This is a genomic window from Peribacillus sp. NPDC101481, assembly GCF_044767165.1.
Lineage (GTDB): Bacteria > Bacillota > Bacilli > Bacillales > DSM-1321 > Peribacillus.
On sequence record NZ_JBIWNJ010000001.1, the window covers coordinates 1,674,390 to 1,693,925 of the forward strand.

General features: G+C 41.9%; 15 protein-coding genes. 6 read left to right on the forward strand and 9 right to left on the reverse strand.

Annotated features, from left to right (window positions below; all coding sequences use genetic code 11):
• Positions 1-253: 253 nt before the first annotated feature.
• A complete protein-coding gene (locus ACIROD_RS08100; protein ID WP_101223162.1) occupies positions 254-1,012 on the reverse strand; it encodes an SDR family oxidoreductase in 759 nt (252 codons plus the stop codon).
• 191 nt (positions 1,013-1,203) lie between these two features.
• Here ACIROD_RS08100 and ACIROD_RS08105 point away from each other — a divergent pair, with 191 nt between their 5' ends.
• The gene (locus ACIROD_RS08105; protein ID WP_402939397.1) at positions 1,204-1,824 is read left to right on the forward strand and encodes a TetR/AcrR family transcriptional regulator; all 621 of its coding nucleotides are present in this window, start codon (positions 1,204-1,206) and stop codon (positions 1,822-1,824) included.
• A gap of 31 nt (positions 1,825-1,855) precedes the next feature.
• Here ACIROD_RS08105 and ACIROD_RS08110 read toward each other — a convergent pair whose 3' ends face one another.
• Both ACIROD_RS08110 and ACIROD_RS08115 read right to left on the reverse strand, forming a co-directional pair.
• Positions 1,856-2,557, reverse strand: coding sequence for an alpha/beta fold hydrolase (locus tag ACIROD_RS08110; protein WP_402939400.1), 702 nt, complete (start codon positions 2,555-2,557; stop codon positions 1,856-1,858).
• 156 nt (positions 2,558-2,713) lie between these two features.
• Positions 2,714-3,616 (reverse strand): LysR family transcriptional regulator, encoded by a 903-nt coding sequence (locus ACIROD_RS08115; protein WP_402939403.1) that lies wholly within the window; start codon positions 3,614-3,616, stop codon positions 2,714-2,716.
• A 120-nt stretch (positions 3,617-3,736) separates the two neighbouring features.
• On the opposite strand from ACIROD_RS08115, the gene ACIROD_RS08120 reads away from it, so the two are divergent.
• Positions 3,737-5,740 carry a YhgE/Pip family protein gene (locus ACIROD_RS08120; RefSeq protein ID WP_402939406.1) on the forward strand — a complete coding sequence of 668 codons (2,004 nt, stop codon included), beginning with the start codon at positions 3,737-3,739 and terminating at the stop codon, positions 5,738-5,740.
• 609 nt (positions 5,741-6,349) lie between these two features.
• Here the strand turns inward: ACIROD_RS08120 and ACIROD_RS08125 are convergent.
• Positions 6,350-7,798, reverse strand: a complete 1,449-nt coding sequence (locus tag ACIROD_RS08125) for a DHA2 family efflux MFS transporter permease subunit (RefSeq protein ID WP_402940148.1) — start codon at positions 7,796-7,798, stop codon at positions 6,350-6,352.
• Between the two features lie 257 nt (positions 7,799-8,055).
• On the opposite strand from ACIROD_RS08125, the gene ACIROD_RS08130 reads away from it, so the two are divergent.
• Positions 8,056-8,952: a TetR/AcrR family transcriptional regulator gene (locus ACIROD_RS08130; RefSeq protein ID WP_260358477.1), complete on the forward strand. Its 897-nt coding sequence runs from the start codon at positions 8,056-8,058 to the stop codon at positions 8,950-8,952.
• A 144-nt stretch (positions 8,953-9,096) separates the two neighbouring features.
• Positions 9,097-10,770, forward strand: a complete 1,674-nt coding sequence (locus ACIROD_RS08135) for a ribonuclease J (protein ID WP_101223168.1) — start codon at positions 9,097-9,099, stop codon at positions 10,768-10,770.
• Between the two features lie 57 nt (positions 10,771-10,827).
• On the opposite strand, the gene ACIROD_RS08140 is transcribed toward ACIROD_RS08135, so the two are convergent.
• From ACIROD_RS08140 to asnA, 4 genes are all read right to left on the reverse strand, one after another.
• A complete protein-coding gene (locus ACIROD_RS08140) occupies positions 10,828-12,165 on the reverse strand; it encodes an amino acid permease (protein WP_402940151.1) in 1,338 nt (445 codons plus the stop codon).
• 191 nt (positions 12,166-12,356) lie between these two features.
• Positions 12,357-12,989, reverse strand: a complete 633-nt coding sequence (locus ACIROD_RS08145) for a LysE family transporter (protein WP_402939411.1) — start codon at positions 12,987-12,989, stop codon at positions 12,357-12,359.
• Between the two features lie 152 nt (positions 12,990-13,141).
• Positions 13,142-14,374, reverse strand: a complete 1,233-nt coding sequence (locus ACIROD_RS08150) for an MFS transporter (RefSeq protein ID WP_230176604.1) — start codon at positions 14,372-14,374, stop codon at positions 13,142-13,144.
• Positions 14,375-14,847: 473 nt separating this feature from the next.
• Entirely contained in the window at positions 14,848-15,843 is a 996-nt protein-coding gene (asnA, locus tag ACIROD_RS08155) for an aspartate--ammonia ligase (protein ID WP_427572397.1), read from the reverse strand.
• A gap of 268 nt (positions 15,844-16,111) precedes the next feature.
• Between asnA and ACIROD_RS08160 the strand changes: the two genes are divergently transcribed.
• Both ACIROD_RS08160 and ACIROD_RS08165 read left to right on the forward strand, forming a co-directional pair.
• A complete protein-coding gene (locus ACIROD_RS08160) occupies positions 16,112-16,738 on the forward strand; it encodes a LysE family transporter (protein WP_101223172.1) in 627 nt (208 codons plus the stop codon).
• A 133-nt stretch (positions 16,739-16,871) separates the two neighbouring features.
• On the forward strand, positions 16,872-17,375 hold the full coding sequence (locus tag ACIROD_RS08165) for a hypothetical protein (protein WP_402939419.1): 504 nt from the start codon (positions 16,872-16,874) through the stop codon (positions 17,373-17,375).
• A 95-nt stretch (positions 17,376-17,470) separates the two neighbouring features.
• Here ACIROD_RS08165 and thrS read toward each other — a convergent pair whose 3' ends face one another.
• Positions 17,471-19,378 carry a threonine--tRNA ligase gene (gene thrS, locus ACIROD_RS08170; protein WP_402940154.1) on the reverse strand — a complete coding sequence of 636 codons (1,908 nt, stop codon included), beginning with the start codon at positions 19,376-19,378 and terminating at the stop codon, positions 17,471-17,473.
• Positions 19,379-19,536: the final 158 nt, after the last annotated feature.

Genomic DNA, 19,536 nt, shown 5'->3' on the forward strand with positions numbered 1-19,536 from the left:
AGCATAATTCTTTTTGAGAGAAAAACTGGATAGTAGTTCGAACTATCCAGCCCCCACTTATCCACTTTCGATTGAAATGACAATGTCAGGACTACCGAATGAAGTAGAAACTTCCTCTAGCAAATTGTCTGGCTAACCAAATTCCCCCTACAATGATCCCGCCTATGCTCCACTCAAAAAAATGCATCCCTGCTAACTAGCAGGAAAATATATCAGTCACTAAGTTCTTGACCATTCTTTTTAATTTACGGGCTTAATATGCACTCCAACCAGCATCTGCGGTGATGACAGTACCATTAACAAAACTGGAATCGTCTGAAGCAAGGAATAATGCCACTTTAGCGATTTCCTCAGGTTTGCCATTGCGTGGATTGATAGCCATACCCAATTGTTGGCGAGAGAAGCCAAACTCATTGATATTCGTCATGCTGGAACCAATATTGGTTTCAACTCCGCCTGGTGCTATTGCATTGCAGCGAATCCCTTTATTGGCATACATAAAGCCCGTGTTTTTTGTGAACCCAACGACTGCGTGCTTAGAGGCAGTGTATGCTGCACCTGCTCGAGCACCGTACAAACCGCCAGCAGAAGCAATATTGATGATGACCCCTTTTTGTTTTTCTAAAAAGATCGGCAACACCTTTCTAGTCGAACGCATGACGCTAGTCGTGTTAATGGCAAAAATCCGATCCCATCTAGAGTCTTCAATGTCTCCAGCCGGTTCCATGCCATCCATGATACCCGCGTTATTCACCAAAATATCCACCGTACCGTAAGTACTGACCGTGGTATCGATCAAATGTTGAATATCTTCCTCCACCGCCACGTTCGTTTTAATGGCAAAGGCCATTCCGCCATTCGCTTTTATTTCTTCTACCGTTTCGTTCGCACCATCAAGATTTAAATCCGATACGACGACTTTCGCACCTTCTCTAGCATAATCTATAGCAATTTGTTTTCCCATGCCTGATGCTGCACCTGTCACTACTGCAACTTTGTCTTGTAATTTCATTATGAACTCCCCCATTCATTCTAGTGAAGTGATACTTATTGTACAGATGTTCATTAACTACCTTCCTTTATAGTATAATTAGTTTCAGTAGGCTTATACAATCAGCAAATGATGACCTCGATGTTGAACAATGAACAGAAAGTGGTCATTATGTTCATTAAAAGCACAATAACGAACAAAGGGTGAAGAAAATGACTGATAATAACACTGGGATTGATAGAAGGATCAGGAAGTCCAAAATGGCTTTGAAAGAATCCCTCATATCATTAATGCAAAATAAGGATTTCAGGGATATATCGATTACTGACATTGTAGAACTCGCCGACCTTAATCGGGGTACATTTTATAAACACTATCAGTACAAAGAGGAACTGCTTGAAGAGGTCATGGAAGATGTCATTGCCGATTTGATCATATCTTACCGGGAACCTTATAAGAACGTTGATACTTTCACCATCAATGAACTAACCGCTTCAGTCATCAAAATATTTGAACATGTAGCTAACTATGCAAACATTTATACCCTTATCCTAAAGACGAATGCATGGCCTACATTACTGGAAAGGATTTGTAATGAGTTAAAGAAACTTCCATTGGAGGACCTGGAAGATTACCGGCCGAACCCTAAGATCAATATAGAACTTGCCTCCAGCTACCAAGCGTATGCGATATTAGGCATGATCATCGAATGGGTCAACACTGGCTTTAAATATAGCGCTGGCTATATGGCTGAACAGTTGCTTGAAATCCTGAATAATAAATCAGTAAATTCCGTCTTTAAAATAAACCATAACATTTTAAAGCAGGAATAAGAGGGCTGCATCGGCAACCCTCTTAAGCCTATTAAAACGCCTGTCCTTTGGAAAGAAACCTTGTTACGGCAGCCAAGAAAGCTGGTAAATTATCTTCATGGACAAAGTGTCCGGCATCCTCTATCGTCACCAATTCGCAATTCGGAATAAGCTCGGAAACCTCCTGCAATTTGTTTTGGGGAATATGGCTCGACCCGCCCCCTATAACAAGCGTCGGCATCATAATATCGGTAAGGCGCGCCCACCATTTGGGATCGGGTTCATTAAGCTGCTGTAGAATCGAAGGCACTACCTGCCAATCAAACGGCAGTGGGACAGCAGGTTTGGAAGGAACCTCCATTGGCTTATCCGAAAAAGGAGGAGGCGTGTCTTCGACAATCAACCTATCTATCCTCGAAGGATAAGTTTGCGAGAACAGATAGGAAACTGTTCCCCCCATGGAATGCCCCATTAGCGAAAACCTTCCCAAATTAAGCGCATCCGCAAAATGAAGCAAATCATCGCACATCAATTCAAAAGTGTATGTATTAGTTCTCGCACTCCCACCGTGGCCCCGTTGATCTAAGGCTAAAACACGATAATTTTCTCCTAATGCGGCATCCGCTTGATCCCATGAATCTGCACTTTTCCCCATCGCGTGAAGAACAACAAGCGGCGGTGCAGAAACATCCCCGCTCTCCCGATATTGAAACGTGAGGCCATTCAACTCAATTTGATTAACCCGTATTTCCATCTCCATTCATCTCCTAGGATCGGATTCGTCATTTTGAACCCGATATATTTAATAAAAACCTCCTAGAATACTATGTTCTCTATAATTAAATTATACTTTTTATGCCTTCACCCATTTATTCGCCCTAACCGGCGATTTATTCGACCTTTACCACATTTATTCATCCTTTAGCCTAGCGGAATTGACGGCAGCGAAGTAATCCATGACAAATAACCGAAATTGCTTGGCTACTGCGGTGAAGTAGCGTTTTTCTGACCAGCCAAGCCCTATTGTTCTTTGACAAACAGGTTCTGTTATTCGGATTTTATGGGATAATGATCCGGTTTGATGAAGCCATGTCAATTCGGATACGAAGGCGATCCCCAACCCTTTCCTGACAAGGTCCGAGATGACAGCTGGTTCATCTCCTTCGAAGGCGATGTGCTGGACGAATCCCGCTTCGAGGCAAAATTGGTCGGTTAGGCTGCGGAACCCGAAGCCTGTATTCATACTGATGAATGGTTCATCTTTCACTTCTTTGAGTGTTATGCTTTCCCTGCCAGCCAGCCGGTGATTGGGAGGCACGATCAAGTATATTTCTTCGGTGATCAGCGGTTCCCACCTTAAGTCTGGTCCTTCGATCGGAACGGACGATATGCAATAATCGATTTCTCCTTCAATTAAAAGCTGCTTCATTGATGATATGGATTTTAGGAATTGTTGAAAACGGACATCCGGGTACTGAGATAAAAATGCACCCAATAAATCAGGCAGGACCCTGGGAATGGTAACGGCCAAAGTGATGTTCTTTTGGTCTTGATCTGCTAATTCCACTATTTCGCGCCTTCCTTCATTCAGTTCCGCAAAAGCGCGTTCGACCCGGTTCAAGAATATTCGGCCGGCTGCATTGAGCTTGATTTTCCGGTGTTCCCTATCGAAAAGTGCGACACCCAAATCCTCTTCAAGCCGGGATATGGTTTTACTGAGGGATGGCTGAGCTATTTGAAGTTGTTCCGCAGCCTTCGTCATATGTTCCAGTCGTGCTACGGTTTGAAAGTACTGCAGCTGTAATATTTCCATTTTCCCACTCTTTTCGCATAGATTTAAATCTATTATTACATAATCAATTATGTATTATACAGTATCTAAAAAAGCCATTATCATGAAATAATCTCTTATTTAGAAAGGGCAGGCTCAATAATGAAAGGTTTACAACTTGTATTGCAAGATATTAAAGCAATGTGGAAACATAAACACGGGAGAATCGCCTTGATTTTCCTTTTGGTCGTTCCATTGATTTACTCTGGTTTCTTCTTGGCTGGATATTGGAATCCTTATGGACAGTTGGATCAGCTCCCTGTAGCAGTGGTCAATCTCGATAATGGTTCGGAAATGGACGATAAGCCAGTCCAAGCTGGAGATGATTTCGTTAAAGAATTAAAAAAGCAAAAAGAATTGGACTTTCACTTTGTCACGGCAAAAAAGGCTAATACAGGTCTTGAAGAAGGTACCTATTATTTGGTTGTCACGATTCCGGAGGATTTTTCGGAAAATGTCACGACTTTAATGGATGAAAAACCGGAAAGAGCTAAACTTTTGTATACTGTCAATCCAGGTAAAAACTTCGTTGCCTCACAAATCAGCTCAACTGCTGTTGAAAAGATGACTGCAAAAATCAACGCAAGCATTACGAAAGTCTATTCTGAAGGCATCCTTTCAAAATTCCAGGAGGTTTCTAAAGGCTTGGCGAATGCCGGGGATGGAGCAGAAGAGCTTCAACAAGGAACGGCGGAAGCGAAAAGCGGCAGTGAAAAATTGGATGATGGCATTCAGGATTTAAATGATGGCGCCCAGAAACTGCACACAGGAAGCACCAAGCTCTTGGATGGACAAGAAGCCTTAGCTGATGGTGCGAAAGGATTAACATCAGGTTCGAAGAACTTGTATTCCGGCATGAAGCAGCTATCGGATGGACATCACTCATTGGAAAGTGGGATGAATGAAGTAAGTCAGGGTGTTGAGGACTGGTCAGCCGGAAATAAAAAATTGATGCAAGGGCAAGAACAGGCTGCCGATACAGCGAATACTCTTAAGAAACAATTGGATGCCTATATGAAAAGTCATCCTGATGCAATAAAGGATCAAGACTTCAAGCAAATCATTGCCCTATCAGAAGGGTTAACCAAAACAGCCGCCACTTTAAATGCCGGTCAAAGGCAATTGGGAGAAGGTGCTGAAAAAGTGGCTGATGGACAAGAGACCATTCAAACCGGGATGAATGCCTTTGGTGATAAAATGGCACAAGCTACTTCAGGTGCCAAGCAATTAAACGAGGGGTCTCTAGAATTCGCGAATGGTTTCTCTAATTGGACAAATGGTTTCTCCACTTTAAATGCCGGAATCGTTTCGCTAGCTGGCGGAAGCAGCCAACTAGCCAGTGGATCGACGGAACTACAAGAAGGACTGGCTTCGCTGGAAACGGGCTCAAGCAAGTTATCCTCCAAGCTTAATGAAGCTGCCGATAAAACGGCTAGTCTTCAGTACGACGATTCGACCACTTCAATGTTCTCTGAACCCGTGCAATTGGTCCAATCCAATTTATCCGAAGTTCCTAACTATGGTACCGGAATTGCCCCTTATTTTCTGTCTTTGGCCTTTTATGTAGGCGGCATCATGGCTTCCAATATCTTGCCGCTTGGCCGCAGGCAGAATCTTAGGGTTACCGGAACCGTTCATTTCACGAATAAATTAATGCTAGTATATGTAATCGGCTTGATTCAGGCAGTGCTAGTGGATGCAGTGGTCCTGCTTGGATTCCATTTACATGTAGCAAGTGTCCCTGTATTCATTCTATCTAGCATCATCGTTTCATTTACCTTCATGACGTTCATTCTTATGCTGGTGACCGTATTCGGAGTGGTCGGAAAATTCGCGGCCGTGACCCTTCTCGTGTTCCAATTGGCTACATGCGGCGGAACATTCCCAGACGAACTGGGCATGTCGCTATTGACGAAAATCGGTCAATTTTTACCTATGGCCCATTCACTAAAGGAACTTCAAGAGGTCATCTCCTTAGGCGGCTGGGAAAACTTGCAGGTGCAGATGTGGATCCTACTTGCCTATCTCGTTTCTGCCGCGATCATTGGCTGGATAGCCAGTCATATCCAGCATGCAAAAGTAACTTCAGAGGAAGTGACATCTTGATGTAAAAAAAGCGCAGTGCAAATGGCACTGCGCCTTTTTTGTATAAAAGTGAAATCACCGGGTAAAACATATTTGATTCATGGGTCGATTTAAATAGGTGATAGGTCGAATATTTCCAACGTGGGTCGAATTTAATCGGCGGTAGGTCGAATTTACTCCAGCGGGGGTCGAATTTAATCGGTGATAGGTCGAATTATTCCAGCGGGGGTCGAATTTAATCGGCGGTAGGTCGAATTATTCCAACGTGGGTCGCATTTAATCGGGGGTAGGTCGAATTATTCCAACGTGGGTCGCATTTAATCGGGGGTAGGTCGAATTAACTCCAGCGGGGGTCGAATTTAATCGGCGGTAGGTCGAGGTAGGTCGAATAATTCCAGCGTGGGTCGCATTTAATCGGGGGTAGGTCGAATTAACTCCAGCGGGGGTCGAATTTAATCGGTGATAGGTCGAATAATTCCAGCGGGGGTCGAATTATTCCATCGTAGATCGAATAATTCGCTGTAGCCTGAATTAATTCCGCTGTAAATCAAACTAGATGGCTGATGTTATTAAAAAAAGCCCTATGCTGCCTGAACGATTCAGGTGGCATAGGGCCTTATATTGTTTCATTTAAGCGGTTTGATCTTTTTTCATAGCTGGTTTTTCTTCAGCCGGCCAAGCACGCTTAATGAATAATGCCAGAATCAGCGCCACACCGGCAATGAAGGTAGATACAAAGAAGGAGAAGTTAATTCCATCCAGCATTGCCTGCATCCCGATTTGGGCTTTCATTTGGCCCATCACCTCAGCGGTGGGCTGGCTTGTTAATTTGCTCATCGCTTTCGTCATTAAATCTTCGGCAGTAGAAGCTGCACGGTTAGACATGACCGTAACGAGCAATGCCGTACCGATCGCACCGGAAACTTGGTTCAGTGTGTTATTCATGGCTGTACCGTGCGGGTTCATGCGGGCTGGCAGCGAGTTCAAACCATTTGTCATGATCGGCATCATGGACATTGACATCCCGAAGGAACGAACGGAAAACAGGATTACAATTTCTGTATACGTAGTTTCCATTGATAATTTACTTAGCAAATACGTAGTTACCACGGTGATAAGCAATCCGATTGAAGCAAGGATGCGGGCACCGAACTTATCGAAAAGCTTACCGGTGACCGGTGACATGAGGGCCATTAATAACGCACCTGGAAGCATCAGTAATCCAGAATCGAATGGTGAAATGCCACGTACTGTTTGTGTGTACATCGGAATTAAGATCATCCCCGAGAACATCGCCATGTTCAGTACGATTGAGATCGTTGCGGATAAAGCGAACATCGGGTGCTTGAAGATCTTGAACTCAAGCATTGGTGTTTCCATTTTAAGCTGGCGTGTTATGAAAAGGATCAGGGAGATGGCACCGACAATCAGTGTGCCGTATACCTCAAGGCTATCCCAACCTTTGCTGCCTGCCGAACTGAATCCGTAAAGCAAACCGCCGAAGCCTAAGCTTGAAAGGATGACCGATATTTTATCGATTGAGATATTGACTTTTTCCTTGTGGTCTTTAAGTTTAAAGAAGCCGAAAATAAGAACAAGTAAAGCTAGCGGAGTAATGAAATGGAATAGCATTCTCCAATCATAATGTTCGATGATCCAGCCTGAAAGCGTCGGCCCGATTGCAGGGGCAAACATCATGACCAAACCGAATAGTCCCATTGCCGAGCCCCGTTTTTCAACAGGGAAAGAAGTTAAAAGTACGTTCATTAATAATGGCATCATGATTGCCGAACCGGCAGCCTGAACCATACGTGCGCTCAATAATAGCGGGAATACATGCGCTACACCTGCCACGATTGTCCCGATTGAGAATAGGAGCATGGCTGTCAGGAACAGATTACGTACCGAATATTTTCTTATTAAGAAGGCAGTTGTCGGAATCATGATTCCGTTCACGAGCATGTAGCCAGTTGTCAGCCATTGAACTGTGGAAGTCTCTATTCCCAGGTCTATTTGAATTGATGGCAGTGCAATATTTAAAAGGGTTGAATTCAGTATCGATATGAACGCCCCGACCATCAGTATGGCCAAAATGCCATACGAACCCTTTTTCTCATTTATTTGTGCAGTACTCACTTTTTATCTATTCCTCCATTCAAACTATTGGTTCATTTAATTATACGAGCGGTATATTCCAATCTCACAAAATCAATAATATACCCCTAGTTCAATTTTTGCAATAGAAATTTACTGGTTTAAATAAGGGTTTGTGCTGTCATGAAAAATAGAGTACGATTAAATTTATACAAGCAGTATAATGAAAATTAGGTGATATGATGAATAATCGAAGGCAGAATGTCATCGATACGGCTCATAAGCTTTTTATTGACAAAGGCTACCAAGCGACGTCCATCCAGGACATTCTAGACGGCAGCGGTATATCAAAAGGTACATTTTATAATTATTTCCCTTCGAAGGGTGAATTATTTATAGCCATTTTCCGTTCCTTTTATACAAAGATTCGTCATGAACGGGAAAAACTGTTGATTGGTCAAGATTCCGCCGATATTGAAATTTTCATCCGGCAGCTAGAACTGCAATTAATGGTGAACAAGCAAAGCAAATTGCTTATCCTGATTGAAGAAGTCCGTGTTTCCAACGATGAAGAATTAAAACAATTCATCAATAAAACGCTATTGTTGAGCTTACGCTGGATGTATAACCGTTTTATCGATATCTTCGGGGAAAGCAAAAAACCCTATCTTTTAGATAGCGTCATTATCTTCCATTCGATGATGACCCACATGAATCATTTTAGTTATCGTGCTAATCCGGCCGGTACACCGGACATACAAATTATCCGCTATTGCATGAACCGCATTGTCCATTTAGTCAATGAAGTGGCTGAAAGCGGGGAACAGATCATCGATCCGGAACTAATGGACACATGGTTTCCAAACTTTACAAACCACCTTGAACCTTGCCATAATGATTTGCTTCATTCCACCACGGAATTGAAAAAAGCGATAAACAAAGCTTTTCCTTGCGATGAAAATCGAACAAGAGCCATTGAATTGGTCGACTTCATCCAAGATGAGCTAATGCAGTCTGACAAACCGCGAGAATTCTTGATAGAAAGTTTGCTGGCCACTTTGAAGACTAGATATGCTTCTCAGGTCCAAGCATACATTGATTCTTTTGAAGAAAGCATCAACTCTTGCTTGAGCCGTTGAAGATTAAAGACACACGCACCTACCGAAATCGGCAGGTGTTTTTTTACGGCTTCTTGCATTGCCCCGATTTTATAAAAAGAGTGGTTTTATAAAAGGTGCCTAAGGAAACACTATCCTTATCATAATAAAGGGAGGTCTACCCACTTGAGTGTGAAAGAGAATGCTTTGTCCATACTGGCTCTGGGCGGAGTGAATGAAATCGGTAAAAACATGTATGTGGTTCAATATGCAAACGATATCGTCATTATTGACTGTGGTGCCAAGTTTCCTGATGAAAGTTTATTAGGAGTCGATTTAATCATTCCTGATATTTCCTTTCTCCAGGAGAATAAGGAGAAGATCCGGGCTTTGATTGTTACTCATGGGCATGAAGATCATATTGGCGGTATCCCCTATTTCTTAAAAAAATTGAATGTACCCATTTATGCCACACGTTTAACACTAGGTTTGATTGAATTGAAATTAAAAGAACATAACCTTTTGGGTGATACGAAGTTAATCCAGATCGACTCGGATTCAAGATTGGAATTCGGAGAGATGGTTCTCGACTTTTTCAAAACGAATCATAGTATACCCGATTGCCTTGGTGTCACCATGCGAACGCCAGAAGGCACGGTCGTTCATACAGGGGACTTTAAGTTTGACTTGACTCCCATGAATGATCAGTATCCCGATATTCATAAAATGGCCAAGATCGGGAGTGAAGGTGTTTTGGTTTTATTATCGGAAAGCACGAACGCTGAACGTCCCGGCTCCAGTCCCTCGGAGCATCTCGTTGGCAGCCATATCGAAGAGGCCTTCATGCAGGCAAAACAGAAAGTCTTTCTTTCGACCTTCGCTTCAAATGTAAATCGAGTTCAACAAGTTGTGAACGCTGCACAGAAGACAAACCGGAAACTTGCCCTAATTGGACGTAGCATGGTGAACGTCGTATCCGTTGCCATTGAACGCGGCTACCTCGAGGTACCTGATGGGATGCTTATCCAACCACATGAAGTCGATAATTATGCGCCTGAAAGGATCGCAGTTTTATGTACAGGAAGTCAAGGAGAGCCGTTTGCTGCCCTTTCCCGCCTTTCCAGTTCAAATTATCGGGATATGAGTATACTGCCTGATGATACAGTGATTCTTGCCTCCACTCCAATACCCGGAAATGAACGGGATGTTTCACGAATCATCGACAACCTATTTCAACTTGGTGCCAAAGTCATTTACGGTTCTGGGACTGTAACAGGCATGCATGTATCCGGACATGCCTATCAGGAAGAGTTGAAGCTCATGCTTACCCTTATGAAACCGAAGTATTTCATTCCAATTCACGGTGAATATCGGATGTTGCACCAACATCGATTACTGGCTGAGTCTGTCGGGGTAGAGAAGGGCAATACTTTCATTATCAGTAATGGCGATGTGGTGGATATTGAAAACTCCGTTGCCCGTCAAACGAGAAAGGTGGCTGCCGGCAATACCTTTGTTGACGGTGTCGGCGTTGGTGATGTTGGAGAAATCGTTCTGCGGGACCGTAAGCAGCTTTCCGAAGATGGCATGCTCGTAATCGTCATAACATTAAGCAAGTCGGAACGAAAAATAGTATCAGGACCCGATACAATTTCCCGTGGATTTGTATATGTTCAAAATTCCGAGGACCTCCTTAAACATGTGAATCGTCTTGTCACGAAAACGGTCAACGACTTACAAAGTGAAAAGATATACCGTTGGAACATCATCAAACAAACCATAAAGAAGGAATTGGGGCACTATCTCTTTACTCAAACTAAGAAAAAGCCAATGATCCTTCCGATCATCATTGAAATTTAGCACCAAATCGAAAGCACACAAAAAGGAACTAGACTTCGTTAGTCGAGTTCCTTTTTTTCAATCAAGTTCTGATTTACTGGCTTTTGCGGCCATCGCCTTGTTCTTATTCCAAACCTTGAATTTCATGAAAACGGCGGCAAGACCGATGATCACGATGAATAAAAGGCTGATGAAAAAACCTGGACGTATTTCTTTTTCAAGCAAAGTGCCACTAACCGCCGCTAAAATTAAAAGAAGTCCGAAAACGGCCGTGATCTTACTCCAAATCTTATTTTCCAAGATTTTAAATGAAGAAAGAATGATGAATGCCCAGTTATACAAAAGTAATATTCCAGCAGATGTTGTGATGTATTCATAAATCTTGCCTGGCAGGAGCAAGGCAGTGATGATTGACCCTAAAAGTCCTAAGGCTCCAAGACCAAGTGAAGGCAGTGGAAGGTCCTTGAATTTCTTGATCTTTTGCATGAATAATGAGGGTGCGTTCCCGTCATTGGAGAGTGTTACCAAAAGATTGGTTACACCAAAAAGTGAAGCGGTCATCGTCGAGAAACCAGCTATTATAATTGCACCATTAAATACGTGCGGGAAAAATGTCAGATGATAGCTGTCCAATGCCGAAACGAATGGACTTTCTTTTTCACTGAATGCCCCTAACGATATCATGGTTACGGCTAACCCCAATGAAACCACATATATGATGGTTAGAACCAAGAGCATGATCGTCCCTGCCTTTGGCGCATCTTCTTTCTTTTTAAGCTGCATCGCCATCAGTCCAATGACCTCAATGCCGCCAAACGCATAAAAAGCATAGATTAGTGATGTCCAAAACCCTTTTAACCCTTTTGGAAATAATTCATTGAACTTATTCGGAAAGGATGGCGGTTTCCCTCCATCAAGACCAAACCAGCCCAAAACGGCACATATTGCTATAATGATAAACATTATGATTGCTGCTGTCTTAATTACCGCAAGGATGTTTTCCACCCTGTCGAACCCTTTTGTTCCCAACAATACCACCACGATTGAAACAATTGCGAATCCGGATGCAAATAGCCACAGCGGTACTTTCGGGAACCAAAATTGAGATAATAGCGAAAGCGCAGTAAGCTGGCTTCCCATGATCAATATATTGGAGGACCAATAATTCCAGCCACAGCTAAAGCCAGCCCATCGTCCAAATGCTTTATTGGCATAATAACAAAAAGAACCCTCTTGAGGATCGGCCGCAGTCATCTTGGCAAGCAGATTATAAACGATGTAGGTACCTAGTGCAGCTAATACAAATGAAAATACAATGGATGGCCCCGTCGTTTTTATCCCTATAGTCGATCCAAGGAAATACCCTGTCCCGATCGTACAGCCTACACCGACCAATGATAGCTGCCACCATTTCATATCGCCTTGTTGTTCACCTGATGCATTAGAATCTTGGACAGCCTTCCCTTTCGCTGAACTGCAATTGGCTTTTGTCGTCATGACATTCCTCCTCCTTCCATCATTCATAGTGTTGATATTGCCACAATGAATTATGCAAGGAAGAAGTTTTCAAATACCCTACCTTATGTAATAAACTAAAGCATTGTGCTTTATAATATGATGGCAGAAATACCTTGATATGCAAAATAAACCCCAAAGCCTACCAATGATAATCCAGAGATGATCGAAATGGCCATTAAGCTTTTTTCATTTAAGAACCTGCGAAATCCATTCGTTAATGCCGCTACAAAAAAATCCCAACAGGTAAGCCCAAGGAAGATCATCCCGCTATAAATGAAAAGTTGGGATGTCCCATAACTTGAAGCTGTTTTAGCTAAAACAGATCCATATATCCCCAACCAAAATAAAATGGATAATGGACTGGTCACAGACATGATGAACCCTGTCAAAAAACAGGAAATTAAAGAATCTTTATTCCTATATTCATTTAATAATATCGTATTGACCCGCAAAACACTTTCGACCCCAGAATAAATAAGCACGAATCCCCCAAAAAGCCATAGAAAAATCTGGACAATCGGAATTTCTAAAAACCTTACCATACCTATATACACTAAAATCATGAACAAGGCATCTGCAATCATCGACCCTGCCCCAACGATCCAGGCATGCCAAAACCCGTTCTTGATTCCTTTATCGATACGAGCAGAGTTCACCGGACCGATCGGTGCTGCAAGGGTAAGTCCCAAGAAAAAGTAACTCAGCAGTAAATGTACACTCAAAAAGCATCACTCCTTCGAGCTAGTTCATGACTTGTACATTTTATGTGACAACCCTCGGCCTATAACCACTTGCCATAAAAAATTTCCCGATTTACAAACAAAAAAAGCCGTGGGAAAGCCCGGCTTTTTCGGAGAACTTCTATAGAAACCTATTAGGCAGCAGCTTCTTTTTTATCTGAGCTAATGAATTTCATAACAATCAAAACGATGCCTATACCAATGATCCCTGAAATGATATAGGTCAAATTGATATGATTTTTCATGACAAGGGACATGACCGGAGGGCCTGCCGCAACTCCAATGAACCTTGATGACATATAGAAGGAAGTTATCGTACCCCGCTGTTCCTTTTTTATATTTTGAGTGATGATTGCGTCGAGTGTCGGCAATAACGCACCAATCGCTATGCCCACCAAACTCGTTACGAGTAATAAAAGGAAAACCTTGTTTTTTGTAAAACCGACAAATACAAGGCTGATTGAAAGAACAGCTATACTGATCATGATGATTTTTTTCATGATTGGTAATTCACCCTTGATTTTTTTCCCGGCAACATAAGAAGATACACAAAGGAAAAACAGCGGGATCGCTATTACTAAACCTTTTTTAACTCCATGCAAATCATGGATTTTTTCCAGATTATCAGACAAAAAGAAAAGAACACCAAACAAAACCAACATGACAAATACACCAATCAGGAAAACTGTATATAACCATTTCCCTTCCTGCTTGAATATTTTTTTCGTATCATGCCAGAATTCTTTGAATTTCTTCGGATCATCCTTCTCCTTTGGTACCTTTATAAAGAAAAAGACCAAGACAATAGATATTAAACTGAAGAATGAAATTGAGAAGAATGGTAAAAACCAGATAAATGCAGCAAACAGGGAACCCAGTATTGGACTCAGTACTTTCCCAAATGTATTCGAGGTTTCTATGATTCCTAAACAAGAACTGGTTTTTTCATCATCATCCTTGTATAGATCCCCCACCAGAGGCAAAATGATGGGCGAGGCCCCAGACGCCCCAATCCCTTGCAATACCCTCCCAATGATGATCCATGTGTATGGATTCTCCATTTTCCATGATGCATAACCTGCGATCAAGCCGCCGATGAGGGCTAGGATCAAGCTTGGCAGAATCACCATTTTCCGTCCAAATCTATCTGATAAATAACCCGCTATAGGAATTAAAAAAATGGATGCTACGGAATAGCTTGTTATAACCATACTTGATTGAAATGAAGATATTCCCACCTTTTCCTCGAAAATGGGCAAAACCGGGATAAGCATTGAATTTCCAAGTGTCATTACCAATGGAATCGATGCCATACTGATCAGGCACCATACGCTTACATCTTTATTTTGCTTCTCATGACCTTCCATACTTACACTCCTCATCCATTATAAAAGCAACTTATTGCATAAAAGGTAACATTGTGAAACTAATTTGTTTTGCATCATTATAGATGTCTTCAATTATTATGTTATAGCGCAGAAAGATTTATTCAGTAGCGCTTTACCCAAAATTACCCCTATTACCTTTAAAACAAAAAAACCATTCTGTTTAAGAATGGGTCAGACTGTTGACAAACTCGATATTAATTAAGATTGCCTACATTTTTTTGAGGGAGTGTAAAATATGAACGATGATTTCCACTTTAGGCACTCGCTTTCCGCGGGCGGTCCGGGAGCCTCCTCGGCGCTCTTGGCGCCTGTGGGGTCTCCCTTGGACGCGCTTTTCCCGCAGGAGTCTCGTACCTTCCGTTCCAATCAACTTTGTTAAAATTGCAATTGGAGCCCCTTTTGTCTACAAACTCAACCCATTCTGTTTAATAATGGGTTTCATCCTTTCGTCTTTATAAAAGAATAATATTCCTTTTTTCACAATCCTTTAATATTTGGTCATTCCATACCGAAACCTGAACCTCGCCAATATGTGCTTTCTTCAGCAGAAACATGCATAATCTGGATTGCCCTATTCCTCCACCTATTGAATACGGAAGCTTTCCTTCCAATACGGCCTTATGATAATCGAGCACCTTACGATTTTCGTTTTTGGATAATCTTAATTGTTTTAACAGTGACTTTTCATCTACTCGAATTCCCATTGAAGAAACTTCAAAAGCACATTCCAAGAGTGGATTCCATAAAATGATATCTCCATTTAGGTCCCAATCATCATAATCCGGTGAACGTCCATCATGCTTTTCCCCCGATTGTAACTCTCCGCCAATTTTCATGATGAAAATTGCACCATATTTATTCGCTGCCACATTCTCCCTTTCCTTCGAAGTCAGATTCGGGTATAAATCCTCCAACTCCTGGGTCGTAATGAAGTGAATGTCATCAGGTAACACAGGCTTAAGCAGATGATGGAATTCAAACATATAACATTCGGTCGATTTAATGGCTCTATATATTTTTTTCACTTCAGATTTTAATGTATCTACGTTACGCTGTTCCTTCGTTATGACTTTCTCCCAGTCCCATTGATCCACAAATAAAGAGTGTAAATGATCAAGTTTTTCATCACGTCTTATCGCATTCATATTTGTGTAAATGCCTTCATCACACGCCAAACCATACCTAGATAGAGTGATTCTTTTCCACTTCGCCAAAGATTGAACCACTTCGATTTGTTTATTCTTAATATCCAGAGCTTCAAAGGTAAGAATCCGATCCACACCATTTAAATTGTCATTTATGCCATTACCTTCATTTAAAATAATAGGTGCTGATACTTTAATCAGGTTTAACGCATTTGAAATTCCTTCTTCAAAATGATTCTTAATTTCATTTATTGCAATATCCGTATGCATGATATCAAGAATTGTTTTGTATTTATTCGGCATCGATAATTCAGGCATAATTATCCTCCAATTCCGATTTGAATAGCGCATGCATTAAAATTGGCGTCTTTCCATTTGACTAAATTACATTATGAAGGAGTTTTCTGTGTTGTTACAAAAACACCATGTCACGACTAGGTACATCCATAAGCAGCAAACCGGACAATGATTCACCATATCCACTCAAAAAAAGGGTCAAAAATGTGGTACAAGTCCAATTATCTGAATACATTCAAATAAGTGAAGATGTAACAAACGATGAGGTGATGAATTGGGTGTTTTTTTCAGCTATGTATTATTAGGCTTATCACTGGCGGCTCCTATCGGTCCCATAAATGCTGCTCAATTGGACAAAGGAATCAAGAAGGGGTTTTGGCATGCCTGGGTTTTTGGCTGGGGTGCCATTTTAGCTGATTTTGTATTTATAGCCCTCGTCTTTTTCGGTGTCGTCCACTTTTTGGACAACTCCTTCATGAAGACATTTTTATGGCTGTTTGGATTTTTCGTCCTGACCTATACCGGAATCGAAAGTCTGTTAAGTGCAGGTAAGATTGAAGTGAATGCACGAAAAGCGAAAGATTCCCTTATTTCTTCATTCCTGACAGGATTCATCATGTCCCTTTCGAATCCTTTATCCATTTTGTTTTGGCTTGGAATTTATGGATCCATTCTGGCAAACTCCGCTTCAAAATATGATATGGATCAATTGCTTTTATACAGTTCAGGGATCCTTGTCGGCCTCTTAACCTGGGATTTCGCAATGGCCATCATCGCCAGCACCTTCAGACGCATTTTATCCAAACCCATTCTAATGGGCATCTCGATCATTTCAGGAATATCCCTTATAGGGATTGGCATTTACTTTGCCATCCAAGCAGCCAAGGCTTTATTTACATAAAGAGTTTACTCTTACATTCATTAAATATATAAAATAGGCAGCCCATTTTAATGTCCATCTTTGCCCATGTCGGACACTTATCCCTCTTTGTTCATAGCTTTCAAAGGGTAAACACAAAGGAAGGATTTCTTAAATGTATAATAATTATTACCCTTATAATGTTCCATATAATAATGATCCATATTATTATGATAATTCTTATGCCAATTTGCCTTATTATGATTACAGAATGCCAGTACAAACACTGGTTCCATTAGCTACTATTCAGAGTCATTTAAACGCAGGCCGACAAGGTCATTGTTTCAGAGGTTTTTGGGGTAACACCGAGCACACCTTTATTTTGATGGGGTTCAATGCTGCTACTGGTATGGTACAAATACTCGAAGGTGGCATCCCGAATGAGATTCATCATACAGATATAGTCGGATTACAATATCTAGGATTAACCTGCCCTGTCGGTGGCGGCGGTCAAGGCGGCGGTCAGGGTGGCGGACAAGGTGGCGGTCAAGGCGGCGGTCAAGGTGGCGGTCAAGGTGGCGGTCAAGGTGGCGGACAAGGTGGCGGTCAAGGCGGACCGGGCGGTAACTGTTTCCAGCAGTTCGTTCAGGGCGTTGGCTGGGTATGGATTTGTAGATAGAAAAAAGACAGCCGAAATATTCCGGCTGTCTTTTTTTATCCAAATCTAATCCAATGGGCATTTACTCGTGAGTTCCGGATTAAGCTGCTTTTTTGTTAGTTGCCGCGTTCTTTAATTTGCTGTACCATTTTCTTAATGAACATTTCTATTGCGACATTTTCAAATGCTTGTTCCCCGTATCTCCGGACATTCACTTCATTTTCTTTCTCTTCTTTATCTCCAAGAACCAGCATATATGGGATTTTCCCCATCTGTGCTTCCCTGACTTTATACCCCAGCTTTTCATTCCGATCATCGATTTTCACTCTTATGCCTTTATTCTTCAGTTCTTTTTGAACCTTTAAACAATAGTTCAAATGAACCTGTGAGACAGGGATGATCTGTACTTGTAGCGGAGCGAGCCATACGGGAAATGCACCGGCAAAATGTTCTATCAGAATTCCAAAAAAACGATCGATCGATCCATAAATGGCACGATGAATGACGACCGGACGAACTTTTTCATTATTTTCATCAATGTAAGTCAGATCAAATTTATCGGGCATTTGAAAATCAAGCTGGATTGTTGCACATTGATGGCTTCTTTTTAATGCATCTTTAATATGAAAATCAATTTTCGGTCCATAAAATGCCCCGTCCCCTTCATTTACTTGATAATGTATCCCGATGCTTTCCAGAACATTTTTCAAGGCTGTTTCAGAAGCTTCCCAAAGGGAATCATCGCCCATTGAATCCTCTGGACGAGTCGAGAGCTCCACGGAATACTCGAATCCAAAAGTGCGATACACTTTATCAATCAGATGAAACACTTGTTTAATTTCACTTTCGATTTGATCCTTCCGAACATAAATGTGGGCATCATCCTGGCAAAATGTACGGACACGCAGCATCCCGTTCAATGCACCGCTATATTCATGACGGTGGACTTGACCGAATTCGGCCATCCGGATGGGTAAATCCCTGTAAGAATAAAGACTGTTTTTGAATATAAGCATATGACCCGGACAGTTCATTGGCTTCATCGCGAATTTTGTTTGATCCACCTCAGTGAAGTACATATTCTCATGGTAATGATCCCAGTGACCCGATTGTTCCCATAACCGCTGGTTCATCATGAAAGGAGTGCGAACTTCGTCGTAGTCAGCTTCAGTTTGAAGCTCCCGTGAGAACTTCTCCAATTCATTTCTAACAATTTGTCCTTTCGGTAAATAAAACGGCATTCCAGGGGCTTCCTCCGAAAACATGAATAACTCCAACTGCTTCCCTAATTTACGGTGATCGCGTTTAGCCGCTTCTTCCAGAAATTCAAAATGCTCTTGTAAATCTTTTTTCTTTTGGAAAGCAACGCCATACACCCTTTGAAGCACTTCATTTTGATTGTCTCCCCGCCAATAGGCACCAGATACACGAGTCAATTTGAACGATTTTACAAATGAAGTGGATGGAAGGTGCGGCCCTCTGCAAAGATCGACGAATTCCCCTTGTTGATAAAGCGTTAATTTTTCACCATTAGGGATGTTCTTTGCTATATCCAACTTGAATGACTCCCCTCTGCCCACGAATAACTTTACAGCTTCATCATAAGTCGCTTCGACCCTTTTAATTTCCAGATTTTCACTTATGATATGCTCCATCTCTTTTTCAATGGCTTGTAGATCTTCTGAACTCAAAGGATGGTCTAACTTAAAATCATAGTAAAAACCATCTTCCACTACTGGCCCCATCCCTAATTCCACGTTTTGGTATAATCTTTTCACAGCCTGCGCCAAAACATGTGCCGATGTATGTCGTAACACTTGTAATCCTTCATCCGAATCCAGAGTCAAGATCGACAGTTCGGCATCCTTATTAAGCTTGTGACTTAGATCAACCAGTTGCTTACCCAGTTTTCCTGCTACTGCCTTTTTCCTTAAACTTGAGCTGATGGACCCTGCCACACTTTCCACCGTCACCCCTTGCGGATATTCCCTTTGCTGCCCATCCGGGAATTGAACTTTAATCATTTTTTCACTCATCACATAACACCCCTTTTTTAATAATAAAAAAACGCACTCATCCCTATGCGAGGGACGAGTGCGTTTACCCGTGGTTCCACCCAATTTCCCATAAGCAAAAAACACTCATGGCTCTGGAGCTTGTAACGCAGCTTAGACGATATCGG